This window comes from Streptomyces bambusae (genome assembly GCF_020532645.1).
In the GTDB taxonomy this organism is placed as follows: domain Bacteria; phylum Actinomycetota; class Actinomycetes; order Streptomycetales; family Streptomycetaceae; genus Streptomyces; species Streptomyces bambusae.
The window spans coordinates 46,753-71,249 of sequence record NZ_JAJAUZ010000036.1 but is presented as its reverse complement, the minus strand read 5'-3'; the positions used below and the strand labels follow the sequence as shown (position 1 = coordinate 71,249).

Sequence of the window (24,497 nt, the reverse complement as noted above, 5' to 3'; positions counted from 1 at the left end):
TGCCTCGTCCACCAGAGGCCCCCCTTCCCCATTGGTCGTCCTTGCGAACGCTAGGGCCTGTCTGCACCGTCCGGGGCGTGTATCAGCCAGTGATACGGGCAGCCGGTGGCGGGAGGCGGTCTGAGAGAATCGTGGTGTGATCTCTCGTATCGACCTGCGCGGCGACGCCCTCCCCGAGGGCGCGGCCCTGCGCGCTCTGCTGCCCCGTGCCGAATTCGACGTGGAAGCCGCCCTGGAGAAGGTGCGGCCGATCTGCGAGGACGTGCATCATCGCGGCAACGAGGCGCTGATCGAGTACGCGCAGAAGTTCGACGGGGTCACCCTGGAGCGCGTACGGGTGCCCGCCGAGGCCCTGCAGAAGGCCCTCGACCAGCTCGATCCGGCCGTCCGCGACGCCCTGGAGGAGTCCATCCGGCGGACCCGGATCGTGCACGCCGCCCAGCGCCGCACCACCCACACCACCCAGGTCGTCCCCGGCGGCACCGTCACCGAGAAGTGGGTGCCCGTCGAGCGCGTCGGCCTCTACGCGCCCGGCGGCCGCTCGGTCTACCCGTCCTCCGTGGTCATGAACGTCGTGCCCGCACAGGAGGCCGGCGTCGGCTCCGTCGCGCTCGCCTCCCCGCCGCAGGCCGAGTTCGACGGCCTGCCGCACCCGACCATCCTCGCCGCCTGCGCCCTGCTCGGCGTCGACGAGGTGTACGCGGCCGGCGGCGCCCAGGCCGTCGCCATGTTCGCGTACGGCACCGAAGGACCCGACGGCTGCGCCCCGGCGAACATGGTGACCGGCCCCGGCAACATCTGGGTCGCCGCCGCCAAGCGCTACTTCACCGGGAAGATCGGCATCGACGCCGAGGCCGGCCCCACCGAGATCGCGATCCTCGCGGACTCCACCGCCGACCCCGTGCACGTCGCCGCCGACCTGATCAGCCAGGCCGAGCACGACCCGATGGCCGCCGCCGTCCTCGTCACCGACTCCGAGGACCTCGCCGCCGCCGTCGAGAAGGAACTCGCCCCGCAGATCGCCGCCACCAAGCACGTCGAAGACCGGATCAAGCCCGCCCTGGCAGGCCGCCAGTCCGCGATCGTCCTGGTCAACGACCTGGAGGACGGCCTCACGGTGGTCAACGCGTACGGCGCCGAGCACCTGGAGATCCAGACCGCCGACGCCGCCGCCCTCGCCGACCGCGTCGTCAACGCCGGCGCCGTCTTCGTCGGCCCCTGGTCCCCGGTCTCCCTCGGCGACTACTGCGCCGGCTCCAACCACGTCCTGCCCACCGGCGGCTGCGCCTGCCACTCCTCGGGCCTGTCCGTGCAGTCCTTCCTGCGCGGCATCCACATCGTCGACTACACCCGCGACGCGCTCGCCGAGGTCACCCACCACGTGGTCACCCTCGCCGAGGCGGAGGACCTCCCGGCGCACGGCGCGGCCCTCAAGGCGCGCTTCGGATGGAAGGTGCCCGGCAAGTGACCTCGTACGACCGCACCACGGACGTCGGCATCGACGACCTCCCCATCCGGGACGAGCTCCGCGGCAAGACCCCGTACGGCGCCCCCCAGCTCGACGTACCCGTCCAGCTGAACACCAACGAGAACCCCTACCCGCTGCCCGAGCCCCTCGTACAGCGCATCGCCGAACGGGTCGCCGAGGCCGCCCGCACCCTCAACCGCTACCCCGACCGCGACGCGGTCGAGCTGCGCACCGAGCTGGCGAAGTACCTCACCCGCACCGGGAAGCACCCCGTCGTCGCGGAGAACGTCTGGGCCGCCAACGGCTCCAACGAGGTCATCCAGCAGCTGCTGCAGACCTTCGGCGGCCCCGGCCGCACCGCCATCGGCTTCGAGCCCTCGTACTCGATGCACGGGCTCATCGCCCGCGGCACCGGCACCCGCTGGATCTCCGGACCCCGCAGCGAGGACTTCACCATCGACGTCGAAGCGGCCGCCGGGGCGATCGCCGAGCACCGCCCCGACGTCGTCTTCATCACCTCGCCCAACAACCCCACGGGCACCGCGGTAGAGGCCGACACCGTCCTCGCCCTGTACGAGGCCGCCCAGGCGGCCGGGCCGTCCCTGGTGGTCGTCGACGAGGCCTACGTGGAGTTCAGCCACCGGGACTCCCTGCTGCCCCTCATCGAAGGCCGGCCGAACCTGGTGGTCTCCCGCACCATGTCCAAGGCCTTCGGCGCGGCCGGCCTGCGCCTGGGCTACCTGGCCGCCCACCCGGCCGTCGTCGACGCCGTACAGCTGGTCCGCCTCCCGTACCACCTGTCCGCCGTCACCCAGGCCACCGCACTGGCCGCCCTGGAGCACACCGACACCCTCCTCGGGTACGTCGAACAGCTCAAGGCCGAGCGGGACCGGCTGGTCGCCGAACTGAGCGCGATCGGCTACGAGGTCACCGCGTCCGACGCGAACTTCGTCCAGTTCGGCACGTTCGCGGACGCCCACACCGCCTGGCAGAAGATCCTCGACCGGGGTGTCCTGGTCCGGGACAACGGAGTACCCGGCAGGCTGCGGGTGACCGCGGGCACACCGGCGGAGAACGACGCGTTCCTGGAAGCGGTTCGCGCACTGAAGAAGGAGCAGCAGGCATGAGCCGCATCGGACGGGTCGAACGCACGACCAAGGAGACCTCCGTCCTCGTCGAGATAGACCTGGACGGCACCGGCAAGGTCGACGTGTCGACCGGCGTCGGCTTCTACGACCACATGCTCGACCAGCTGGGCCGCCACGGGCTCTTCGACCTCACGGTCAAGACCGACGGCGACCTGCACATCGACTCGCACCACACCATCGAGGACACCGCCCTCGCGCTCGGCGCCGCCTTCAAGCAGGCCCTCGGCGACAAGGTCGGCATCTACCGGTTCGGCAACTGCACCGTGCCCCTGGACGAGTCCCTCGCCCAGGTCACCGTCGACCTCTCCGGCCGCCCGTACCTCGTGCACACCGAGCCCGAGAACATGGCGCCGATGATCGGCTCGTACGACACCACCATGACCCGGCACATCCTGGAGTCGTTCGTCGCCCAGGCGCAGATCGCCCTGCACGTGCACGTCCCGTACGGCCGCAACGCCCACCACATCGTGGAGTGCCAGTTCAAGGCCCTCGCCCGGGCCCTGCGCTACGCCTCCGAGCGGGACGTGCGCGCCGCCGGCATCCTGCCCTCCACGAAGGGCGCCCTCTGACCGTGACCGGCCTCTCCACCATCCTCATCGTCGTCGGCCTCTTCCTCGCCGGCGGCGTGTACTCCTTCAAGAAGCAGAAGATGCCCCGCGGCGTCGTCCTGCTCCTCGCCATCGGCTCCGCCATGTGTCTGGCCGCCGGGGTCCTGCGCCTCCAAGGAATCTGGGAATGAGCACTGCCAGCCCCACCAAGAAGGTCGTCGTCTTCGACTACGGCTTCGGCAACGTACGGTCCGCCGAGCGGGCCCTCGCCCGCGTCGGCGCCGACGTCGAGATCACCCGCGACTACGACAAGGCCATGGACGCCGACGGACTCCTCGTCCCCGGCGTCGGTGCCTTCGCCGCCTGCATGAACGGTCTCAAGGAGGCCCGCGGCGACTGGATCGTGGGCCGCCGCCTCTCCGGCGGCCGCCCCGTCATGGGCATCTGCGTCGGCATGCAGATCCTCTTCGAACGCGGCATCGAGCACGGCGTCGAGACCGAGGGCCTCGACGAGTGGCCCGGAACCGTCGAGCCGCTGCGCGCCCCGATCGTCCCGCACATGGGGTGGAACACCGTCGAAGCACCCGCCGACACCCAGGCCTTCGCCGGCCTGGACGCCGACGCCCGCTTCTACTTCGTGCACTCCTACGCGGTCCGCCAGTGGACGCTGGAAGTCGGCAACCCCAACATCCGCGCCCCGAAGGTCACCTGGGCCACGCACGGCGAGCCGTTCGTCGCGGCGGTGGAGAACGGCGCCCTGTGGGCCACCCAGTTCCACCCCGAGAAGTCCGGCGACGCCGGCGCCCAGCTGCTCACCAACTGGATCGAGACCCTCTGATGACCGTGAAGACGCTCGAACTCCTCCCCGCCGTGGACGTCCGCGACGGCCAGGCGGTCCGCCTCGTGCACGGTGCGTCCGGCAGCGAGACCTCGTACGGCTCCCCGCTCCAGGCCGCCCTGGCCTGGCAGGCCGCCGGCGCCGAGTGGCTGCACCTGGTCGACCTCGACGCCGCGTTCGGCACCGGCGACAACCGCGAGCTGGTCGCCGAGATCACCCGCGCCATGGACATCAAGGTGGAGCTGTCCGGCGGCATCCGCGACGACGCCTCGCTCGCCAAGGCCCTCGCCACCGGCTGCACCCGCGTCAACCTCGGCACCGCCGCCCTGGAGACCCCCGCATGGGTCGCCAAGGTCATCGCCGAGCACGGCGAGAAGATCGCCGTCGGCCTCGACGTCGTCGGCACCACCCTCAAGGGCCGCGGCTGGACCAGCGAGGGCGGCGACCTCTACGAGACCCTCGCCCGCCTCGACGCCGAGGGCTGCGCCCGCTACGTCGTCACCGACATCGGCAAGGACGGCACCCTCACCGGCCCCAACCTGGAGCTGCTGAAGAACGTCTGCGCCGCCACCGACCGCCCGGTCGTCGCCTCCGGCGGGGTCTCCTCGCTCGACGACCTGCGGGCCCTGGCCGGGCTGGTCCCGGCCGGCGTCGAGGGCGCCATCGTCGGCAAGGCCCTGTACGCCAAGGCCTTCACCCTGGAAGAGGCCCTGGAGGTGGTCTCCGCATGAGCGAGGTCAAGCGCATCTCCTCCGGCGGCCCGTGGGAGGACGTCATCGGGTACTCCCGCGCCGTCGAGCTGCCCAACGGCATGGTGCTGGTGTCCGGCTGCACGTCGGTCGTCGACGGCGCCGTCGCCTACGCCAACCCGTACGACCAGACCGTCAACGCGTTCAACGTGGCGCTGAAGGCGCTCGCACAGGTCGGGCTCGGTGCGGACGACGTCGTCCGCACCCGCATGTACCTGACGCACGCGCGGGACGTCGACGAGGTGGGCCGCGCCCACAAGGACCTGTTCGACACCGCCCGGCCCGCCAGCACCATGGTCATCGTCGCCGGGCTCGTCGACCCCAACCTGGTCGTCGAGGTCGAGGTCGAGGCCTACCGCGGGGGTGCCGCATGAGCCTCGCCGTACGCGTCATCCCCTGCCTCGACGTGGACAACGGCCGCGTCGTCAAGGGCGTCAACTTCCAGAACCTGCGGGACGCCGGCGACCCCGTCGAGATGGCCAAGCTGTACGACGCCGAAGGCGCCGACGAGCTGACCTTCCTCGACATCACCGCGTCCTCCGGCAACCGGGAGACCACCTACGACGTGGTGCGCCGGACCGCCGAGCAGGTCTTCATCCCGCTGACCGTCGGCGGCGGCGTGCGCACCGCCGACGACGTGGACCGGCTGCTGCGGGCCGGAGCGGACAAGGTCGGCGTCAACACGGCGGCCATCGAGCGGCCGGAGCTGATCCGGGAGATCGCCGAGCGGTTCGGGCGGCAGGTGCTGGTGCTGTCCGTCGACGCGCGCCGGACCCCGGGCGGCACCTTCGAGGTCACCACGCACGGCGGGCGCCGGTCGGCCGGCATCGACGCGGTCGAGTGGGCCCATCGGGCGGCCGAGCTCGGCGCGGGCGAGATCCTGCTGAACTCGATGGACGCGGACGGCACGAAGGACGGCTACGACGTCGAGATGATCGCGGCGGTCCGCAAGCACGTCACCGTGCCGGTCATCGCCTCGGGCGGCGCGGGCCGTCTGTCGGACTTCCCGCCGGCCATCGACGCCGGCGCGGACGCCGTCCTCGCCGCCTCGGTCTTCCACTTCGGCGACCTCCGCATCGGCCAGGTCAAGGACACCCTCCGCGAAGCGGGCCACCCGGTCCGCTGACCGTCCGCCTCAAACGCCGGCGGGGCTGGAACATCCAGTCCTGCCGGCCTTTGAGGACCGGGGTCCGGGGCGGAGCCCCGGTCAGATGCCGAGCCTGGCTTTCGTCAGGGCGGCCACCGCGGACCGCTCACCGTCCAGCGTGACCTGCGCAGCCGCCTGGCGGCCGAAGCAGAACAGGGTCAGTTCACCCGGCTCGCCGGTCACGGTGACGACCGGCGCCCCCTTGCGCGCCACCACCGTCCGCCCGTCCGGCCGCCGCAGCACCACCCCCACCGGCGACCTCCGCCCCGTCAGCCGGGCCAGCCGCTCCAGCCGCGCCCACAGCGCATCCGCGAACACCCGGTCCAGCTCCCGAGGCGACCAGTCCGGCTGCGCCCGCCGCACGTCCTCGGCGTGCACGTAGAACTCCACCGCGTTCGCCGCCTCGTCCACCTGCTTCAGCGCGTACGGCGAAAACCGCGGCGGCCCGCTCCGGATCAGCCGCACCAGCTCCTCGTACGGCTTCGCGGCGTACTCCGCCATCGCCTTGTCCAGCCGGTCCTTCAGCACCCCCAGCAGCAGCCCGCCGGCCGCATCCGGCCGCCGCTCCCGCACCACCACGTGCGCGGCCAGCTCCCGCGCGCTCCAGCCGTCGCACAGCGTCGGCGCATCGGGCCCGGCCTGTTCCAACAGGTCCGCCAGCAGCAGTCGTTCACGCTTCGCATGGGTAGACATGGCCGCCACCCTACGGCCCGGGGCCGCCCGCCGCCCGCCCACCTGCCGGACAAGGTCACCGGCGCCCCCTGACGGCGCGGCACAATGGCACCCATGAGCACGCCCGACACCCAAAGCGGCCTCGACCCGGCGATCGCCGCCCGCCTCAAGCGGTCCGCGGACGGCCTGGTCCCCGCCATCGCCCAGCAGTACGACACCGGAGAGGTGCTCATGCTCGGCTGGATGGACGACGAGGCCCTGCACCGCACCCTCACCACCGGACGCTGCACCTACTGGTCCCGCAGCCGCGGCGAGTACTGGGTCAAGGGCGACACCTCCGGCCACTTCCAGTACGTGAAGTCCGTCGCGCTGGACTGCGACGCGGACACCGTCCTGGTCAAGGTGGACCAGGTGGGGCCCGCCTGCCACACCGGCACCCGGACGTGCTTCGACGCCGACCAGCTCCCGCTCTCGAACTAGGTGAGGTCCCAGGACATGGATCTTGAGACGTTCCGCAAGCTCGCGGTCGACCGCCGGGTCATCCCGGTCAGCCGCCGGCTGCTGGCCGACGGCGACACCCCCGTCGGCCTGTACCGCAAGCTCGCCGCCGAGCGCCCGGGCACCTTCCTGCTGGAGTCCGCCGAGAACGGCCGCTCCTGGTCCCGTTACTCCTTCGTCGGTGTCCGCAGCGCGGCCACCCTGACCGTCCGGGACGGCCGGGCCCACTGGATCGGCACCCCGCCCGTCGGCGTCCCCGTCGACGGCGACCCGCTCGACGCCCTCCGGCGCACCGTGGAGACCCTCCACACCCCGCGCGACCTGGCCCCCGGCCTGCCCCCGTTCACCGGCGGCATGGTGGGCTACCTCGGCTACGACATCGTCCGCCGCCTGGAACGCATCGGCGACCACGGCACCGACGACCTCGCACTGCCCGAGCTGACCATGCTCCTCACCTCCGACCTGGCGGTCCTCGACCACTGGGACGGCTCGGTCCTGCTCATCGCCAACGCGATCAACCACAACGACCTCGACTCGGGCGTGGACGAGGCGTACGCCGACGCCGTGGCCCGCCTGGACGCCATGGAGGCCGACCTCGCGCGGCCCGCACCGTACGCGCCGGCCCTGCTGCCCGGGTCCGAGCTGCCCGAGACCGTCTCCCGCTGGGGCGGCGCCGCGTACCGCGAGGCCGTCGAGGACATCAAGGAGCGGATCCGCGCCGGCGAGGCCTTCCAGGTCGTGCCCTCCCAGCGCTTCGAGACCCCCTGCGAGGCCTCCGCGCTCGACGTCTACCGGGTGCTGCGGGCCACCAACCCGTCCCCGTACATGTATCTGTTCCGCTTCGACGGCTTCGACGTGGTCGGCTCCAGCCCCGAGGCCCTGGTCAAGGTCGAGGACGGGCGCGCCATGCTGCACCCGATCGCCGGCACCCGGCACCGCGGCGCCACCCCGCAGGAGGACCACGACCTCGCCGAGGAACTCCTCGCCGACCCCAAGGAGCGCGCCGAGCACCTCATGCTCGTCGACCTGGGCCGCAACGACCTCGGCCGGGTCTGCGAACCGGGCTCAGTCGAGGTCGTCGACTTCATGTCCATCGAGCGGTACTCGCACGTCATGCACATCGTGTCGACCGTCACCGGCAAGGTCGCCGAGGGCCGCACCGCGTTCGACGTGCTGACCGCCTGCTTCCCCGCGGGCACCCTGTCCGGCGCCCCCAAGCCGCGCGCCATGCAGATCATCGAGGAGCTGGAGCCCTCCCGGCGCGGCCTCTACGGCGGCTGCGTGGGCTACCTCGACTTCGCGGGCGACTCCGACACCGCCATCGCCATCCGCACCGCCCTGCTGCGCGACGGAACGGCGTACGTGCAGGCCGGCGCGGGCGTGGTCGCCGACTCCGACCCGGTGTCCGAGGACAACGAGTGCCGCAACAAGGCGGCCGCCGTGCTCCGCGCCGTCTCCGCCGCCAACCGGCTGCCCCGCGGCTGACCGCCGCCGGCCGGGGCGGGCCGCCGCGCCCGCCCCGGTCACCGGTACCTGCCCCGGGACCCCGCCGGCCGGTAGGGGATAGTGGTGTACGTGAGTGCCGTACCGAAGCCCCGCCCCGACGACGTCGCCGCCGCCCCCGTCGAGCCCGCGCCCGGCGGGCCCGCTGCCGCCGCGGCCCGCAGCAGCCGCCGCAGCGTGGCCTGCGCCCTGCTGCTGGGGACGCTCGGCGCCACCGTCGTGCTCCTCGCCTCCGGCCGGACCTGGGCCAACGGCACCGCCGAAGCGGGTGGCGGAACGCTTCCGCTGTCCGCCGACGGCACGACCGTCACCGGCGTGCCCGCCGCCCTCGCCATCGTGGGCCTGGCCGCACTCGTGGCCGTCTTCGCGGTCCGCGGCACCGGCCGCACCCTGGTGTCCGGTGTCCTGGCGCTCAGCGGCGCCGGCGCCGTCGCGGCCGCCGTCCTCGGCGCCTCCGACAGCTCCGCGCTCGACGCCGAGGCCGCCCGCACCACCGCCGACACCGCGGCCGCCGTGGCCGGACTGACCCACACCGCCTGGCCGTACGTGACGGCCGCCGGCGGCGCGCTGATCCTGCTCGCGGGCCTGCTCGCGCTCCGGTTCGGCACCGGCTGGCCGGCCATGGGCGGCCGGTACGAACGCGACGGCGCCCCGCGCGCCCGCACCGCACCCGTACGGGTGGACCCCGACCGGCCCGAGGACCTGTGGAAGGCCCTCGACCGGGGCGAGGACCCCACCGGCTGAGACCACCGGCGGACCACCGCACGGAACCCCACCCCGGCCCGAGGCGGCTTCACGGGTGCGGGACAATGAGACCCGAGCGTTCGACACAGCACGTTCGACAGAGCAACGAGGAGCAACTCATGGCGGGCAGCAGCCACGGACACACCCCGGCCGCCTGGACCGGTGTCATCATCGCCTTCATCGGTTTCTGCGTTTCAGGCGCCTTCATGGTCGCGGCCAACCCGCTCGGCTTCTGGGCCGGCCTGGGCGTCGTCGCCCTCGGCGGTGTCGTCGGCATGGCGATGAGGGCCGCCGGCTACGGCGCCAAGAAGCAGGTCCGCTCCCTCACCGAGGCGAGCGCCTGAGGCACGGTCTGAGCAGCACCCGTCCGTCAGGGCGGTCTTCCGGAGAGGCGCAGCCCCGAGGCTGCGCCTCTCCGCGTCTGCAGCGACAATCACCGGGTGGACCCCACCTCCCTCCCGCCCGCGCCCGGCACCCCGCCCCCGCCGGCCCCCGCCCCCGCGGGACCCCCGACCGCCCGGGTGCGCCGGCTCGGCGCGCCGCTGCTCACCCTCTCGGGTGTGGCGGCCGCCTTCGCGTACGTCGCCACCGTCGACCCGAACGAGCCCGGCCACTACCCGGTCTGCCCGCTGCTGCGGCTCACCGGCCTGCTCTGCCCCGGCTGCGGCGGGCTGCGCAGCGCCCACGCCTTCGCCCACGGCGACCTGGCCACCGCGCTCGGCAACAACGCCCTCGGCGTCCTTGCGTACGTCCTGTTCGCCGGCTTCACCGCGCTGTGGCTGGTCCGCGCCTGGCGGGGCGGGCCCAAGCCCGTGCCCGTCCTGCGGCCCGTCCACTGGTGGGCCGTGGGCACCGTCGTGCTCGCCTTCAGCGTCGTACGGAACCTGCCCTTCGGCGCCGCCCTGGCGCCCTGAGCAGCCGGTCCCGCACCACCGGCCGGCCGTTTGCGGAAGCAGAAGTCCGCATTCCGAATGTCCAGGTGCTGGGACGACGTCAACCGCATGCGGAGCGCAAGCCCTCCTGCGGATACCATTTGATTGCCGACCTTGCTGTTGTCCACGACCGCGAAGCCGGCCGACCATCGTCACCGACCCGGAAGGGGGCCCCTCGCGTGAGTGTGCTCGACGAGATCATCGAAGGGGTCCGCGCCGACCTCGCAGAACGGCAGGCGCGCGTCAGCCTCGACGAGCTCAAGGAGCGCGCCGCCAAGGCGCCCCAGGCCAAGGACGGCGTCGCGGCCCTGCGCGGCGACGGCGTCAAGGTGATCTGCGAGGTCAAGCGCTCCAGCCCCTCCAAGGGCGCGCTGGCCGCGATCGCCGACCCGGCCGGGCTCGCCGCCGACTACGAAGCGGGCGGTGCGGCCGTCATCTCGGTCCTCACCGAGCAGCGCCGCTTCGGCGGTTCCCTGGCCGACCTGGAAGCCGTACGGGCCCGCGTCGACGTCCCGATCCTCCGCAAGGACTTCATCGTCACGGCGTACCAGCTGTGGGAGGCCCGCGCCTACGGCGCCGACCTCGCCCTGCTGATCGTCGCGGCCCTGGAGCAGGAGGCCCTCGTCTCCCTCATCGAGCGTGCCGAGTCCATCGGCCTGACCCCGCTGGTCGAGGTCCACGACGAGGAAGAGGTCGAGCGGGCCGTCGCCGCCGGCGCCAAGATCATCGGCGTCAACGCGCGCAACCTCAAGGACCTCAAGGTGGACCGTTCGACCTTCGAGCGGGTCGCCCCCGAGATCCCCGCAGGCATCGTCAAGGTCGCCGAGTCCGGCATCCGCGGACCCCACGACCTGATCGCCTACGCCAACGAAGGCGCGGACGCCGTCCTCGTCGGCGAGTCCCTGGTCACGGGCCGCGACCCGAAGGCGGCCGTGGCCGACCTGGTCGCCGCCGGCGCCCACCCCGCCCTGCGCCACGGCCGGAGCTGACCCCGCCGTGACCGCCCGCCGCCCGCGCCGCCCGGTCCCGAGCATCTGCTCGGGGCCCGTCGGCGTGCCCGCGGCGGCCCCGCCGCGCGACCAGCACGCCCCGCTCGCCCGCGGCTGCCGCCCGCGCGGCTGCCGCGCCCCGGCCCGCCGCGTCCTCGGCCGCCGGGTGCGCTACATCCTCGGCTCGGAGCCGGGACAGGTCAACGGCATGCGATGGCGCGCTCACGCTGCGCTGTGCACGGAAGGCACCCCGGGGTCCGTCTGACGGACCCCGGCGGCCGGCCCGTCGTCGCCGCAGCGTCCGCCGCGCCCCCACGGGCCGGCCACCGCCCCGCCGCCCCTTCGGCCCGCGCCCCTGTGCGCGGCCCGGACCCACGCCGGCGGGCGGCCCGCCGCGCCCGTGCCGGCCGCGTCCCGGACCTGCGTCCCGACGGCCCGCCCCGCCTCCCTGCGACCCGGCCGCGGCCCTGCACCCCGAGGTGCACGCCCGCCGGGCACCCGGCGCATACGGTGACCACACCCGTTGCTTCCGAGAGGTACTGGTACTGGCATGACCAGCGAGTTCTTCATCCCCGACCACCAGGGCGCCGTCCCCAACGCCGACGGCTACTTCGGCGACTTCGGGGGCAAGTTCATCCCCGAGGCCCTCGTCGCCGCCGTCGACGAGGTCGCGGTCGAGTACGAGAAGGCCAAGAGCGACCCCGCCTTCGCGGCCGAGCTGAACGACCTGATGGTCAACTACACCGGCCGCCCGAGCGCCCTCACCGAGGTGCCCCGGTTCGCCGAGCACGCCGGCGGCGCCCGGATCTTCCTCAAGCGCGAGGACCTCAACCACACCGGCTCGCACAAGATCAACAACGTGCTGGGCCAGGCGCTCCTCACCAAGCGCATGGGCAAGACCCGCGTCATCGCCGAGACCGGAGCCGGCCAGCACGGCGTGGCCACCGCCACCGCCTGCGCCCTCTTCGGCCTCGAATGCGTCATCTACATGGGCGAGATCGACACCCAGCGGCAGGCCCTCAACGTGGCCCGCATGCGCATGCTGGGCGCCGAGGTCATCGCCGTGAAGTCCGGCTCCCGCACCCTCAAGGACGCCATCAACGAGGCGTTCCGCGACTGGGTCGCCAACGTCGACCGCACCCACTACCTCTTCGGCACGGTCGCCGGCCCGCACCCGTTCCCCGCCATGGTCCGCGACTTCCACCGGGTCATCGGCGTCGAGGCCCGCCGCCAGATCCTGGAGCGCGCCGGCCGCCTCCCCGACGCGGTCGCCGCCTGCGTCGGCGGCGGCTCCAACGCCATCGGCCTCTTCCACGCCTTCGTGCCCGACGCCGGCGTCCGCCTCGTCGGCTTCGAGCCGGCCGGCCACGGCGTCGAGACCGGCGAGCACGCCGCCACCCTCACCGCCGGCGAGCCCGGCATCCTGCACGGCTCCCGCTCGTACGTCCTCCAGGACGAGGAGGGGCAGATCACCGAGCCGTACTCGATCTCCGCCGGCCTCGACTACCCCGGCATCGGACCCGAGCACGCCTACCTCAAGGACAGCGGCCGCGGCGAGTACCGGGCCGTCACCGACGACGCGGCCATGCAGGCCCTGCGCCTGCTGTCGCGCACCGAGGGCATCATCCCGGCCATCGAGAGCGCCCACGCCCTGGCCGGCGCCCTCGACCTCGGCAGGGAACTCGGCAAGGACGGACTGCTCGTCGTGAACCTGTCCGGCCGCGGCGACAAGGACATGGACACCGCCGCCCGCTACTTCGGGCTGTACGACGACGAGGCCAAGGGGGAGACCAAGTGAGCGGGAACATCCGACTGCTGAGCGACACGCTGGCCAAGGCCAGGTCCGAGGACCGGGCCGCCCTGATCGCCTACCTCCCGGCCGGGTTCCCGACCGTGGACGGCGGCATCGACGCCATCAAGGCCGTCATCGCGGGCGGCGCCGACATCGTCGAGGTCGGCCTGCCGCACAGCGACCCGGTGCTCGACGGACCGGTCATCCAGACCGCCGACGACATCGCCCTGCGCGGCGGCGTCAAGATCGCGGACGTGTTCCGGACGGTCAGGGAAGCCCACGAGGCGACCGGGGCTCCGGTCCTCGTCATGACCTACTGGAACCCCATCGACCGCTACGGCGTCGAGCGCTTCACCGCCGAACTGGCCGCGGCCGGCGGCGCCGGCTGCATCCTGCCCGACCTGCCGGTGCAGGAGTCCGCCCTGTGGCGCGAGCACGCCGCGAAGCACGGCCTGGCGACCGTCTTCGTCGTCGCGCCCAGCAGCAAGGACGAGCGGCTGGCCACCATCACCGAGGCCGGCAGCGGCTTCGTGTACGCGGCCTCCCTGATGGGCGTCACCGGCACCCGCGCCTCCGTCGGCGCCCAGGCCCAGGACCTCGTCGAGCGGGCCCGGAAGACCCCGGCCGTCCGCGACGGCCTGCCGGTCTGCGTCGGCCTGGGCGTCTCCAACGCCGAGCACGCCCGCGAGGTCGCGGGCTTCGCCGACGGTGTGATCGTCGGCTCGGCGTTCGTGCAGCGGCTGCTCGACGCCCCCGACGCGGCCGCCGGCCTGGAATCCGTACGGGAACTGGCCGCCGAGCTCGCCCAGGGCGTCCGGCGGGGCTGAGCCCGCGGTGACGGGCCGCGGGGTTCTGTAGCCCGATCGAGTGGAACCGGGACCGGGGAGGCACGCCAGTGCCTCCCCGGTTCGTTTGCGGGACGTGAGTGAGAAGAACCCTGAAGCGAAGCGGTCGGCCCGGGAGCGGCTCCTTGTGGAGCGCGAGCGGGACAAGGCCAAGGAGAAGCGCCGCCGGACCCTCGTGGTCGCCGGCGCCGTCGTCGGCGTCCTCGGCCTGGCCGCCGTCGTCGGCCTGATCGCGGCGAACGCGGGGAAGGACGGCGGCGGTGCCGCCGCCGGCCCGGTCGTCGCCCCCTCCGGCGCCACCGGCAAGGACGCCCTGGCCATCCGCACCGGCAAGGACGCCGCGAAGTCGACCCTGACGGTCTGGGAGGACTTCCGCTGCCCCGCCTGCAAGTCCTTCGAGGACCGCTACCGCGCCACGATCCACGAGCTGGAGGCCAAGGGCCTGCTCAAGGTCGACTACCACCTGGTCACCCTGATCGACGGCAACATGGGCGGCAGCGGCTCCCTGAAGTCGGCCAACGCGGCCGCCTGCGCCCAGGACGCCGGCAAGTTCTCCGCGTACCACGACGTCCTCTTCATCAACCAGCCCGAGGAGGTCGACGACGCCTACGGGAAGGAAGCGCGGCTGCTGAAGCTCGCGGAGAAGGTGCCCGGGCTGAAGACGCCCGCCTTCACCAAGTGCGTCAAGGGCGGCACCCACAACTCCTGGGTCGCCAAGTCGTACGGCGCGTTCCGCGACGGGCAGTTCCGCGGCACCCCCACCGTGCAGCTCGACGGCACGGACATCTTCGCCGACCAGGCCAATCCGCTCACCCCGGAGAAGCTGAAGGCCAAGGTGGAGGCCGGCGCCAAGGGCTGAGCCCCGCCGCGGGCGTGCGCGCCCTGTGTGGATTTGGTTTCACCTTGCCGGGCGGGCTTGCCCTCGCCACGGTCCGGCAAGGTACCGTCGGTGCTGCCATGGAACTTGCCTTCATCCCCAGCCCGTCGACCGGTGTGGTCCACCTCGGACCGATTCCGCTGCGCGGCTACGCGTTCTGCATCATCATCGGCGTCTTCGTCGCCGTCTGGCTCGGCAACAGGCGCTGGATCGCGCGCGGCGGCAAGCCGGGCACGGTCGCCGACATCGCCGTCTGGGCGGTGCCCTTCGGCCTCGTCGGCGGACGCCTCTACCACGTGATCACCGACTACCAGCTGTACTTCAGCGAGGGTGAGAACTGGGTCGACGCCTTCAAGATCTGGGAGGGCGGCCTCGGCATCTGGGGCGCCATCGCCCTCGGGGCGGTCGGCGCCTGGATCGGCTGCCGCCGCCGCGGCATCCCGCTGCCGGCCTGGGCCGACGCGCTGGCCCCCGGCATCGCGCTGGCGCAGGCGATCGGCCGCTGGGGCAACTGGTTCAACCAGGAGCTGTACGGCCGCGCCACCGACGTGCCGTGGGCGCTGGAGATCAGCGAGGGCCCGAACCGGGTCGCCGGCACGTACCACCCCACCTTCCTGTACGAGTCCCTGTGGTGCGTGGGCGTCGCCCTCCTGGTCATCTGGGCCGACCGCCGCTTCAAGCTGGGGCACGGGCGGGCGTTCGCGCTGTACGTCGCGGCCTACTGCGTGGGCCGCGGCTGGATCGAGTACATGCGCGTCGACGAGGCCCACCACATCCTGGGCCTGCGCCTGAACGTGTGGACCGCGATCGTCGTCTTCCTCCTGGCGGTCACCTACTTCGTCCTCTCCGCCCGCCTGCGGCCGGGCCGCGAGGCGGTCGTGGAGCCGGGGGCTGCGGCCGTGGGCGCGGGTGCCGGTGCCGGTGACGTGGAGGTGACTGGGGACGAGGCCGGGTCCGCCGAGGGCGGCGCGTCTGCCGAGGACGGCGGGTCCGCCAAGGGTGGTGCCTCTGCCACGGATGGTGCCTCCGCCAAGGGTGGTGCCTCCGCCAAGGGCGGTGCCTCCGCCACGGATGGTGCCTCCGCCGAGGACGGTGCCTCCCCCAAGGACGGGGAGTCGGTCAAGGCCGGCGCCTCCGCCGAGGCCGGGAAGCCGGCGAAGGTCGCTGCGGCCGCCAAGGGTGGCGCGCAGGCCGAGGGCGGCGCGGCCGCTGAGCCGGCTGTGCCGGGGCAGCCCGCCGAGGGCGACGCCGGAGCGGAGCCGGGCAAGGTCGCGCTGGGCAAGAAGGACGCTCCGGCGGAGGCCGAGAAGTCCTGACGTCCGTCGGACACCGAAGAGGCCGGGCACCCGTGGGGTGCCCGGCCTCTCGCTTTCCCGGAGCCCGCCCTTTCCCCACCCCGTCCCTTCCCGAACCGGGGCTCCGCCCCGGACCCCGTGCCTCAGCCTCCCCCAGCCCCCAGGGGGCTGGAGGCGCCCCCTGGGGAGGCCGGACCTGCCCCGCAGAATCCTGCCCGCGGGCAAAGTCCGGACAGGGGCAAACTCCAGCCCGTCCGGCGTTTGAGGACCGGGGTCCGGGGCGGAGCCCCGATCTCTGAGCCCCGCCGGCGATTGAGGCGCGGGGTCGGGGGCGGAGCCACCGGTCAGCGGTGGCGGGCGGAGAGGGAGAGGACGCGGTGGGCGGCGGCCACGACCGCGGGGTCGACGAAGCGGCCGTCGGGCAGCGCGGACGCACCCGGCGCCGCACGCGCCCGGTCGACGACGGCGCGGGCCGCGTCGACCTCCGCAGCAGAGGGCAGGTAGGCGCGTTCGATGACCGGCAACTGCCGGGGGTGGATCGCGGCCCGTCCCAGAAACCCCAGGACCCGCCCCCGCAGGCAGGACGCCGCCAGCCCGTCGAGGTCGTGGACGTGCGGGTACACCGACTGCGCGGGCGACGGCAGCCCCGCCGCCCGAGCCGCCACCACCACCCGCGACCGCGCCCACCCCAGCCCCTCCTCCGCCAGAACCCCCAGCTCCGCCCCCAGATCCGCCTCGCCCAGCGCCAGCCCCCGTACCGCCGGATGCGCCCGCGCGATCTCGTACGCCCGCTCGATCCCGAGCGCCGATTCCAGCAGCGGGTACAGGCCGGTGCCCCCGGTGCGGTCGGCGACCCGGACCACCTCGCCCGGGTCCGATACCTTCGGCAGCCGCAGCCCGGACACCCCGCGCAGCCCCGACAGCGCCCGGAGGTCCGCCTCCGCCCAAGGAGAGTCCAGCGCGTTCACCCGTACGTGCACCGGCACCGCCGGCCGGGCGGCGAGCAGCTCGGCGGTCGCGGAACGCGCGTACTCCTTGCGGTCCTCGGCGACCGCGTCCTCCAGGTCCACGATCACTACGTCCGCCCCGGACCCGAGCGCCTTCGCCACCACCTCGGTCCGGTCACCGGGCACGTACAGCCAGGTCAGCGGCGGGACCCCGGTCACAGCACCCCTCCCGCCCGCAGCGCGGCCACCTCACCGCGGTCCACGCCCAGCTCCGCCAGCACCGCGTCCGTGTCCGCGCCGTGCGGCCGCCCCGCCCAGCGGATCGCCCCTGGTGTTTCCGACAGCCGGAACAGCACGTTCTGCATCCGGATCGGCCCCAGCTCCGGATCCGGCACCTCCGTCACGGTGTCCAGCGCCTCGAACTGCGGATCCGCCAGCACGTCCCGTACGTCGTACACGGGCGCCACCGCCGCCTCCGCCTCCTCGAACGCCGCGACCACCTCGTCCGCCTTGTGCCGCGCGATCCAGCCGCCGACCGCCTCGTCGAGGACGGCGGCGTGCTGCGCCCGCCCGGCCCCCGAACCGAACCACGGCTCGCCGGCCAGCTCCGGCCGCCCCACCAGCCGCAGCACCCGCTCGGCGACGGACTGGGCGGAGGTGGACACCGCCAGCCAGCGGCCGTCCGCGGACCGGTAGGTGTTGCGGGGAGCGTTGTTGACCGACCGGTTTCCGGTCCGCGGCTGCACGTAGCCGAGCTGGTCGTACCAGAGGGGGTGCGGGCCGAGCACGGTCAGGATCGGCTCGATGATCGCCAGGTCCACCACCTGGCCGCCGCCGTCGGCGGTGCGCGCGGCCAGTGCGGTCATCACCGCGTACGCCGTGGCCAGCGCGGCGATCGAGTCGGCCAGCCCGAACGGCGGCAGGGTCGGCGGCCCCTCCGGCTCCCCGGTCATCGCCGCGAACCCGCTCATCGCCTCGGCGAGCGTGCCGAAACCGGGGCGGCGCGCGTACGGGCCGAACTGGCCGAAGCCGGTGACCCGGGCCAGCACCAGCCGCGGGTTGGCGGCGGACAACTCGGGCCAGCCCAGGCCCCACTTCTCCAGCGTGCCGGGGCGGAAGTTCTCGATCACGACGTCCGCCGAACCGGCCAGCCGCAGCAGCAGTGCCCGGCCCTCGGGGGCGGACAGGTCCAGGGTCATGGTCCGCTTGTTGCGGCCGAGCAGCTTCCACCACAGCCCGATACCGTCCTTGGCCGGGCCGTGACCACGCGACGGATCCGGGCGCCGCGGATGCTCGACCTTGATCACGTCGGCCCCGAAGTCACCGAGCAGGGTAGCCGCGAGCGGCCCGGCGAAGAGGGTGGCGAGATCCAGCACCCGCAGACCGGCCAGCGGGCCGGCGGCCGGAGACGGCTCGGACACGGAGGTCGGCCCGCTCACGTTCGAGAGCGACGCTCCGGTGCGAGAGCGGTGCTCTTCGTGTCGAGCGGAGTCCTTGTTCATGAGCGGTGCTCCGCGGCGAGAGCGTCGATCTCGTTCCGGAGCGGCATGGATGCCGAGGCGCCCGCGCGCTGGACCGACAGGGCCGCTGCCGCGGCGGCCCACGCCAGGGCCGCTCGCATCGGGCGGCCCTCGCCCAGGGCCACCGTCAGGGCGCCCACGAACGTGTCCCCGGCCGCCGTCGTGTCCACCGCGCGGACCCGCGGCGCCGGGACCTTGTACGGTTCCGCCCCGCGCGCCGCGTACAGGCAGCCCGCCGCGCCCAGGGTGATCACCACCTCGGGAACGTCGTGCAGCAGTACCGCCGCAGCCTGCCGGGGGTCGGTGGCGCCGGTGAGGGCGGCCGCCTCGTGCTCGTTGGGGACCAACAGGTCGGTCAGCGCAAGGAGTTCGGCGGGCAGTGGCTGGGCGGGCGCAGGCGTCAGGACGGTGCGCACGCCGTGTGCGCGGGCCGCCCGGGCACCGGCCAGCACGCCCGGCATCGGCAGCTCCAGCTGGAGCAGCAGCGCCCCGGCGCCCGCGATCCGGGCCTCGTCCCCGGCTTCGAGGGCGGTGACCGTGCCGTTCGCACCCGGCACCACCACGATCGCGTTGCCGCCCTCGTCGTCCACCGTGATGTGGGCCGTGCCGCTGGCGCCCTCGACGGTCCGCAGCCCGGACGTGTCCACCCCGGCCTCGGCCAGCACGGCCCGCAGCCGTACTCCGAACGCGTCCGCGCCGACCGCCCCGACCATCGTCACCGCCCCGCCCGAACGCGCCGCGGCCAGCGCCTGGTTGGCGCCCTTGCCGCCCGGGACGGTACGGAACTCCCGGCCCGTGACGGTCTCGCCGCGGCGCGGCGCCTTCGGCACGTACGCGACCAGGTCCATGTTCGCGCTGCCGAGCACGGCGATGCGGGGGGCGCCGGCGGGCGGCCGTACGGGCGCTGCGGCTGTCGGCGTCGGTTGTGTCATCGTGCTGCCGCCTCCTGTGCGGTGAGGGTGGCCAGGGTGTCGAAGCCGATGCCGTCGAACCCCGGGACGGTCGTGGCGAGCCGGTTCCCGAGCGGTGCCGTCCACTGCGCGGGCAGGGCCCGCACCGAACCGGCGAGCAGCCCCGCGAGGGAGCCCGCGGTGGCGCCGTTCGAGTCGGTGTCCCAGCCGCCGGACACCGCCCGGCAGACGGACGCGCCGAAATCCCCGTCGGCGTGGGTGAGGGCGGCCGCGATCAGGGCGGTGTTCGGGACCGCGTGCACCCAGTGGTGGTGCCCGTAGCGGGCGTGCAGGAGGTCCGCGACCCGGTCGAAGTCCTCGTGCAGGGCGGCCGCGTCGATGCCGAAGCGGACCGCTGCCGCCAGCCGGGAGCGGGGCGGCACCACCGCGAGCCCCGACCGCAGCGCCGTGTGCACGTCCGCCGTGCCGGACGCCGCCTCGGCCAGCGCGGCCGCCGCGAACATCGCCGCGTACACGCCGTTCGCGGTGTGCGTCAGGCACGCGTCGCGGTACGCCTGCCGGGCGGCGGCCGCCGGGTCGCCGGGGTTGGTCCAGCCGTGCACGTCGGCGCGGATGAGAGCGCCGATCCACTCGCGGAACGGGTTGTGGTGGGTGGCCGTGTCCGGCGGCTCCAGCCCGAGCAGCAGGTTCCGGTACGCCAGCCGTTCGGCGGTGAACGTACGCCCGGCGGGCAGCTCGTCGAGCCAGACCTGCGCGACGTCGCCGGTGCGGAAGTCCCGGCCGTACCGCTGGAGCAGCCGCAGGCCCAGCAGCGGGTAGTTGAGGTCGTCGTCCTCCGGCGCCCCGTCGATGTTCTCGGCGAGCGAGGTCCCGGCGCTGCGCCGGTTCCACGGATGCGCGGCCAGCACCTCGGCGGGCACCCCGCGTTCCGTGAACCAGCCCCGCAGCGGCCAGTTCCCCGCCGCCCGCCCCAACGCCCGGATCCCGGCCAGCGGCAGCTTCTCCACCGGCTTCCCCAGCACGCACCCGGCCGCCCGCCCCGCCCACGCCGCCTCCAGCCGGTCGACGAGCGCGGTCCCTTCGGCATCCGCCCCCTGCCCCGGCCCGCCCGGTCCGCACCGCCCGGCCTGTCCTGCCACCCCGCCCGGCCGGTCCCGGTCCTCCGCCGCACCCGGCCAGCCCGGGCAAGACGTCTCGATCGCGGTCAGACCGGTCGGTTCCTCCTCGGTCAAGCCGGTGGGCAGGCGGGCCAGTTCGGTCAGGAGGTGCAGGGCCAGGGTGCGCAGTTCGGGTGGGGGAGGAGTGGCCGAGGCGCCGGCGCGGAGGGGGGCCGGGTGGCCGCCGGCGGCGAGCCAGGTGCGGCGCAGCCGGTCGGCGGCCGCCGGGTCGCGGCCGTCCTCCGCCGCCTGCCGCAGCTCGTGCCCGACCAGGTCCTCCGGCTGTGCCCAGGTCAGCCGCAGCGGCGTCACCGGGCGACCGCGATCGCGGCGAACGCCGACTCGTGGGTGCGCCGTCGCCGCAGGTCCCGCTCGAACACCTCGCGGGCGACGGCCGAGAGGGCCGCGGCCGGGGCGTGCAGGTCCAGCCGGCTGGCCTCCGCCACCTGCTTCGACCAGGCCGCCGGCACCACCGACTCGCCGCCCAGCGCCCCGGCCACCGCCCCCGCCATGGTGGCGATCGAGTCGCAGTCCCGGCCGTAGTTGACCGCGCCCAGCACCGCCTGCTCGTATCCGCCGCGGGCGACCAGCAGCATCCCGAGGGCCACCGGCAGCTCTTCGATGGCGTGCAGCCGGGACGGGCGGCGGGCCGCCAGCGACGGGTTGCGGTAGTCCGGGCCGACCGTGTCGAACGGTGCGACCGCCGCCCGCAGGGGCGCCAGCGCCGACTCGAAGTCCCGGTGCCGGACGGCCTCTTCGCAGACCGCCTCGATCGCGGCCCGGGTGCCGTCCTTGGCCAGTTCCAGGGCCGTGTCCACCACGGACTCCGCCGTCGCACCCGGCCGGCAGGCCGCCGCCACCGCCGCCGCGAAGACGCCCGCCGCCTCCCGCCCGTATGAGGACTGGTGCGCGCCGGCGACGTCCAGCGCCTCGGCGTACGCGCCCGCCGGATTGCCCGCGTTGACCAGGCCCACCGGTGCCATGTACATCGCGGCACCGCAGTTGACGATGTTCCCGGTGCCCGCCTCGCGGGGGTCCACGTGCCCGTAGTGCAGCCGGGCCACGATCCACTTCTCGGCGAGGAAGATCCGCTGCAACGGCAGGGCCTCGGCCTCCAGTTCCGGGATCCAGCGCGGCACCGAGATCAGGTCCGGCACCAGGTGGTCGGCGACCGCGTACGCGTCGAGGTGGTCGCGGACCTTCTCGTACACCCGCACCAGGGCGTGCGTCATCAGGGTGTCGTCGGTGACGTGGCCGTCGCCCTTGTGGTACGGCGCGATGGGGCGGGCCGTACGCCAGTCCTCGTGGAACGGGCCGACGATGCCGCGCACCCGGCCGCCGTGCCGTTCGCCGATCTGCTCGGGGGTCCAGCCCTCCACCGGCCCGCCGAGCGCGTCGCCGACGGCAGCCCCGACGAGGGCGCCGGCCGCCCTCTCCTCCAGCGTGAGCGTCATGTCTGAATCATCCCTTGGGTGAGGTGAGCTCCGAGCGCGCGAGCAGCCCGGCGAGTTCGACGAGGTCGGTGCCGGCGAGGCGGGGCAGCACGCAGCCGGACAGGGTGCGGCAGGCTTCGCGCCAGCCGGGCGGCAGGGCGTCGCCGCCGCCGAGCGCGCCGGTCAGGGCGCCGGCGAGGGCGGGGGCCGAGTCGGCGACCCGGGACAGGCAGGCGGCCGCCGGCACCGCCTCGGTGACCCGGCCGCGGGCCGCGGTGGCCAGGGCGAGGGCGACGGGCACGGTCTCGGCGGCGGCGATGCCGTAGCTGTAGACGTGGTCGACGATCTCGTGCTCCAGCGTCGGGACCAGCGCGAACGCGCCGCTGCCCGGCGGCAGGGCGCGGGCCAGCCCGACGGCGTGCCGGCCGTTGCGGCCGATCTCGGTGGTCTCCGGCAGCTGGTCGAGCGCGGCGGCCACGGCCTCGTCGACACCGGCCCCGCCGAGTGCTGCGGCCACGGCCGCGGCCATCGCGCGGGCGCCGTGCACGCCGTCCCCGTCCTGGGTGTAGCGGGCGTCGAACTCGGCGAGTTCGGCGGCCGCCCGGGGGTCCCCGGGGTGCACGACGGCGAGTACGGCGGCCCGCACGCAGGCCGCGTCGTCGAAGTAGTGCGGGTTGTCGTGCCCGGTGGCGGGCGGCCGCAGCCCGGCGGCCAGATTGCCGAGCCCGGCCCGTACGGAGATCCGGGCCCGCAGCGGCAGCACCGCGGACTCCACCTCCGGGGCCCGTTCGGCGGCCGCGGCGATCTCGCTGGCCAGCGCGTTCCAGGCGAGGTCGATCGCGGCCCGCATGCGGCGCGACCGGGACAGGTCGCTCAGCAGCGAACCGGCCGCGGTGAGCACCGACTCGGCGACGAACGCGGCCCACTCCGCGTCGTCGGAGGGGCCCAGCCGGAGCGGCTCGGGCGGCTGGTTCAGCGCGATCGGCACCGGCAGCGTCGTGGTCGCGTTCTGCTCGGCGAAGGTGTCCAGCTCCCGGGTCAGCCGCCGGGTCCACTCGGGCATCCGCGAGGCCCGGTGCCGGGCCGCGGGCCACCCGGCCGCGTCCCCGGCCGCCAGCCCCAGCAGCAGCCCCTCGATCCGCCGCGGCCCGGCGTCGTCGTCCCGCGGCTCCGCGGGCGCCGGCAGCCCGGCCCGGCCGCCCGCCGACGGGCCGGCCCCGCCCTCGGCCGCCCGTACGCCCCCGGGCGCCGGGATCGCCCCCGGGGGCGCCGGGACGGCCCACGGATCCGAGACGGCCCCGGCAGCCGGTACGGCCCCGGGTGCCGCGGAACGGGCGTCGGCCCCGGCCGGCTGCGGCTCGGGGCATCGCGCCCCGGTACGCGCAGCGGCCGGGGAAGGCGTGCCGGTGAGGGGGGCCGTCCCCGGCGGGTCGTGGGGGTCGGTCATCGGGGAGGCTCGCTTTCCGGGGTGAGGAGGTCCGCGATGTCGAGGACGTGGTGGCCGCGCATGGACGGCAGGCAGCTGCCGCGGACCGGGCCGATGGCGGCGGCCCAGGCTTCGGGGATGGCGGCGACGCCGGAGAGGGCGCCGGAGAGGGCGCCGGCGACGGCGGCCGTCGTGTCCGCGTCGCGGCCCATGTTCACGGCCGTCAGCACGGAGTCCGCGAACGCGCCGCGGGCCGCGGCGAAGGCGCCGAACGCCAGCCCCACCGCCTCCGGCGCCAGGTCCGTCCACGGATACCCGCCGATCACCACCGCCGACCGCACCGCCCGCTCCCCGCGCGGCGCCGCCGTCACCGCCCGCCGCAGCGACCGGGCCGTCCACGAGTCGGACGGGATCACCGACAGGGCCGCCGCGACCACCGCGGCCGCACTGCCGCCCGCCATCGCCGCCGCGACCCCCGCAGCGACGGCCTGCCCGCCGTAGATGCCCTCGCCGTCGTGGCTGACGCAGCCGTCGATCGCCACCAGCCGGGCCGCCTCCGCCGGCCGCCCCGCCGCGAACACCCCGAACGGTGCGGCCCGCATGGCCAGTCCGTCGCTCCACGCGTGCCGGTGCTGTGCCGAGATCGGCGCGGCCAGCCCCCGCCGCAGGTTCTCCAGCGTGCCCCGCTCCGAGAATCCGGCCCCGCGGAACGGCCCCTCGTCGAGGTCGGCGATCCAGTGGTGCCAGGCCCGTTCCACGTGCGCGACCGTCAGCGCCGACCCGTGCCGGGCCAGCAACAGGCCCGAGAAGATCGCGTACTCGGTGTCGTCGGTACCCGCCGGATCGTCCGAGACGAACCCTTCGATCCGGCCCCACCGGGCCCGGATCTCCGACGGCTTCATGTTCTCCGCGGGCGCGCCCAGCGCGTCACCCACCGCCAGTCCCAGAAGAGCGCCCCTGGCCCGTTCGAGGAGGACTTGCGGATTGCATGCAATCAGCTCCATGGCGCGCCTCTCCACATCGATGGAACTCATCTTGAGCCCTTGGGGGATTTGTGC

The 24,497-nt window shown here is 74.3% G+C and carries 26 protein-coding genes and 1 pseudogene; 19 read left to right on the top strand and 8 right to left on the bottom strand.

Annotation, left to right across the window (positions count from 1 at the left end; genetic code table 11):
• Positions 1-136 precede the first annotated feature (136 nt).
• From hisD to hisF, 8 genes are read left to right on the top strand one after another with little or no spacing between them, the layout of a single operon-like run.
• The gene (gene hisD, locus LG634_RS23755) at positions 137-1,468 is read left to right on the top strand and encodes a histidinol dehydrogenase (protein ID WP_226736040.1); all 1,332 of its coding nucleotides are present in this window, start codon (positions 137-139) and stop codon (positions 1,466-1,468) included.
• Positions 1,465-2,595 carry a histidinol-phosphate transaminase gene (locus LG634_RS23750; RefSeq protein WP_226736038.1) on the top strand — a complete coding sequence of 377 codons (1,131 nt, stop codon included), beginning with the start codon at positions 1,465-1,467 and terminating at the stop codon, positions 2,593-2,595. Before hisD ends, LG634_RS23750 begins: the two co-directional genes overlap by 4 nt.
• Positions 2,592-3,185 (top strand): imidazoleglycerol-phosphate dehydratase HisB, encoded by a 594-nt coding sequence (gene hisB / locus LG634_RS23745; protein ID WP_226736037.1) that lies wholly within the window; start codon positions 2,592-2,594, stop codon positions 3,183-3,185. The genes LG634_RS23750 and hisB overlap by 4 nt, the downstream gene beginning before the upstream one ends.
• A 2-nt stretch (positions 3,186-3,187) precedes the next feature.
• Positions 3,188-3,355 carry a CG2302 family histidine operon protein gene (locus LG634_RS23740; protein WP_226736035.1) on the top strand — a complete coding sequence of 56 codons (168 nt, stop codon included), beginning with the start codon at positions 3,188-3,190 and terminating at the stop codon, positions 3,353-3,355.
• Positions 3,352-4,002: an imidazole glycerol phosphate synthase subunit HisH gene (hisH, locus tag LG634_RS23735; RefSeq protein ID WP_226736033.1), complete on the top strand. Its 651-nt coding sequence runs from the start codon at positions 3,352-3,354 to the stop codon at positions 4,000-4,002. Before LG634_RS23740 ends, hisH begins: the two co-directional genes overlap by 4 nt.
• Before the next feature lie 5 nt (positions 4,003-4,007).
• Entirely contained in the window at positions 4,008-4,733 is a 726-nt protein-coding gene (gene priA / locus LG634_RS23730) for a bifunctional 1-(5-phosphoribosyl)-5-((5-phosphoribosylamino)methylideneamino)imidazole-4-carboxamide isomerase/phosphoribosylanthranilate isomerase PriA (protein WP_226736065.1), read from the top strand.
• Positions 4,730-5,125 (top strand): RidA family protein, encoded by a 396-nt coding sequence (locus LG634_RS23725; RefSeq protein WP_226736031.1) that lies wholly within the window; start codon positions 4,730-4,732, stop codon positions 5,123-5,125. Before priA ends, LG634_RS23725 begins: the two co-directional genes overlap by 4 nt.
• Positions 5,122-5,877, top strand: coding sequence for an imidazole glycerol phosphate synthase subunit HisF (gene hisF, locus LG634_RS23720; RefSeq protein ID WP_226736029.1), 756 nt, complete (start codon positions 5,122-5,124; stop codon positions 5,875-5,877). The genes LG634_RS23725 and hisF overlap by 4 nt, the downstream gene beginning before the upstream one ends.
• Positions 5,878-5,958: 81 nt before the next feature.
• Here hisF and LG634_RS23715 read toward each other — a convergent pair whose 3' ends face one another.
• On the bottom strand, positions 5,959-6,591 hold the full coding sequence (locus LG634_RS23715; RefSeq protein ID WP_226736026.1) for a TIGR03085 family metal-binding protein: 633 nt from the start codon (positions 6,589-6,591) through the stop codon (positions 5,959-5,961).
• A gap of 84 nt (positions 6,592-6,675) precedes the next feature.
• Here LG634_RS23715 and hisI point away from each other — a divergent pair, with 84 nt between their 5' ends.
• From hisI to lgt, 11 genes and pseudogenes are all read left to right on the top strand, one after another.
• Positions 6,676-7,050, top strand: coding sequence for a phosphoribosyl-AMP cyclohydrolase (hisI, locus tag LG634_RS23710; protein ID WP_226736024.1), 375 nt, complete (start codon positions 6,676-6,678; stop codon positions 7,048-7,050).
• 15 nt (positions 7,051-7,065) lie between these two features.
• The gene (locus tag LG634_RS23705; RefSeq protein WP_226736022.1) at positions 7,066-8,553 is read left to right on the top strand and encodes an anthranilate synthase component I; all 1,488 of its coding nucleotides are present in this window, start codon (positions 7,066-7,068) and stop codon (positions 8,551-8,553) included.
• Positions 8,554-8,634: 81 nt separating this feature from the next.
• Entirely contained in the window at positions 8,635-9,315 is a 681-nt protein-coding gene (locus LG634_RS23700) for a TIGR02234 family membrane protein (protein ID WP_226736020.1), read from the top strand.
• A 119-nt stretch (positions 9,316-9,434) separates the two neighbouring features.
• The gene (locus LG634_RS23695) at positions 9,435-9,659 is read left to right on the top strand and encodes an HGxxPAAW family protein (RefSeq protein ID WP_226736017.1); all 225 of its coding nucleotides are present in this window, start codon (positions 9,435-9,437) and stop codon (positions 9,657-9,659) included.
• 96 nt (positions 9,660-9,755) lie between these two features.
• A complete protein-coding gene (locus tag LG634_RS23690; protein WP_226736015.1) occupies positions 9,756-10,229 on the top strand; it encodes a DUF2752 domain-containing protein in 474 nt (157 codons plus the stop codon).
• A 197-nt stretch (positions 10,230-10,426) separates the two neighbouring features.
• A complete protein-coding gene (trpC, locus tag LG634_RS23685) occupies positions 10,427-11,236 on the top strand; it encodes an indole-3-glycerol phosphate synthase TrpC (RefSeq protein WP_226736013.1) in 810 nt (269 codons plus the stop codon).
• A gap of 43 nt (positions 11,237-11,279) precedes the next feature.
• The gene (gene trpM, locus LG634_RS23680) at positions 11,280-11,501 is read left to right on the top strand and encodes a tryptophan biosynthesis modulator TrpM (protein WP_226736063.1); all 222 of its coding nucleotides are present in this window, start codon (positions 11,280-11,282) and stop codon (positions 11,499-11,501) included.
• Positions 11,502-11,786: 285 nt separating this feature from the next.
• On the top strand, positions 11,787-13,034 hold the full coding sequence (trpB, locus tag LG634_RS23675; RefSeq protein ID WP_226736011.1) for a tryptophan synthase subunit beta: 1,248 nt from the start codon (positions 11,787-11,789) through the stop codon (positions 13,032-13,034).
• Positions 13,031-13,855 carry a tryptophan synthase subunit alpha gene (trpA, locus tag LG634_RS23670; RefSeq protein ID WP_226736009.1) on the top strand — a complete coding sequence of 275 codons (825 nt, stop codon included), beginning with the start codon at positions 13,031-13,033 and terminating at the stop codon, positions 13,853-13,855. Before trpB ends, trpA begins: the two co-directional genes overlap by 4 nt.
• A 94-nt stretch (positions 13,856-13,949) precedes the next feature.
• Positions 13,950-14,732 (top strand): DsbA family protein, encoded by a 783-nt coding sequence (locus tag LG634_RS23665; RefSeq protein WP_226736007.1) that lies wholly within the window; start codon positions 13,950-13,952, stop codon positions 14,730-14,732.
• 98 nt (positions 14,733-14,830) lie between these two features.
• A pseudogene (lgt, locus tag LG634_RS23660) lies at positions 14,831-15,880 on the top strand (prolipoprotein diacylglyceryl transferase); the annotation flags it as partial.
• 509 nt (positions 15,881-16,389) lie between these two features.
• Here lgt and LG634_RS23655 read toward each other — a convergent pair.
• Genes LG634_RS23655 through LG634_RS23625 form a run of 7 tightly spaced genes read right to left on the bottom strand, consistent with a single transcriptional unit; the run spans position 16,390 to position 24,443 of the window.
• Entirely contained in the window at positions 16,390-17,211 is an 822-nt protein-coding gene (locus LG634_RS23655) for an HpcH/HpaI aldolase/citrate lyase family protein (RefSeq protein WP_226736005.1), read from the bottom strand.
• The gene (locus tag LG634_RS23650) at positions 17,208-18,431 is read right to left on the bottom strand and encodes a CaiB/BaiF CoA transferase family protein (RefSeq protein WP_226736003.1); all 1,224 of its coding nucleotides are present in this window, start codon (positions 18,429-18,431) and stop codon (positions 17,208-17,210) included. Before LG634_RS23650 ends, LG634_RS23655 begins: the two co-directional genes overlap by 4 nt.
• 59 nt (positions 18,432-18,490) lie before the next feature.
• The gene (gene rbsK / locus LG634_RS23645) at positions 18,491-19,444 is read right to left on the bottom strand and encodes a ribokinase (protein ID WP_226736002.1); all 954 of its coding nucleotides are present in this window, start codon (positions 19,442-19,444) and stop codon (positions 18,491-18,493) included.
• Positions 19,441-20,892 (bottom strand): ADP-ribosylglycohydrolase family protein, encoded by a 1,452-nt coding sequence (locus tag LG634_RS23640; RefSeq protein ID WP_226736000.1) that lies wholly within the window; start codon positions 20,890-20,892, stop codon positions 19,441-19,443. The genes rbsK and LG634_RS23640 overlap by 4 nt, the downstream gene beginning before the upstream one ends.
• The gene (locus tag LG634_RS23635; protein ID WP_226735998.1) at positions 20,889-22,034 is read right to left on the bottom strand and encodes an ADP-ribosylglycohydrolase family protein; all 1,146 of its coding nucleotides are present in this window, start codon (positions 22,032-22,034) and stop codon (positions 20,889-20,891) included. The genes LG634_RS23640 and LG634_RS23635 overlap by 4 nt, the downstream gene beginning before the upstream one ends.
• Before the next feature lie 7 nt (positions 22,035-22,041).
• Positions 22,042-23,460 carry an ADP-ribosylglycohydrolase family protein gene (locus LG634_RS23630; RefSeq protein ID WP_226735996.1) on the bottom strand — a complete coding sequence of 473 codons (1,419 nt, stop codon included), beginning with the start codon at positions 23,458-23,460 and terminating at the stop codon, positions 22,042-22,044.
• Positions 23,457-24,443, bottom strand: a complete 987-nt coding sequence (locus LG634_RS23625) for an ADP-ribosylglycohydrolase family protein (protein WP_226736062.1) — start codon at positions 24,441-24,443, stop codon at positions 23,457-23,459. Before LG634_RS23625 ends, LG634_RS23630 begins: the two co-directional genes overlap by 4 nt.
• Positions 24,444-24,497 lie beyond the last annotated feature (54 nt).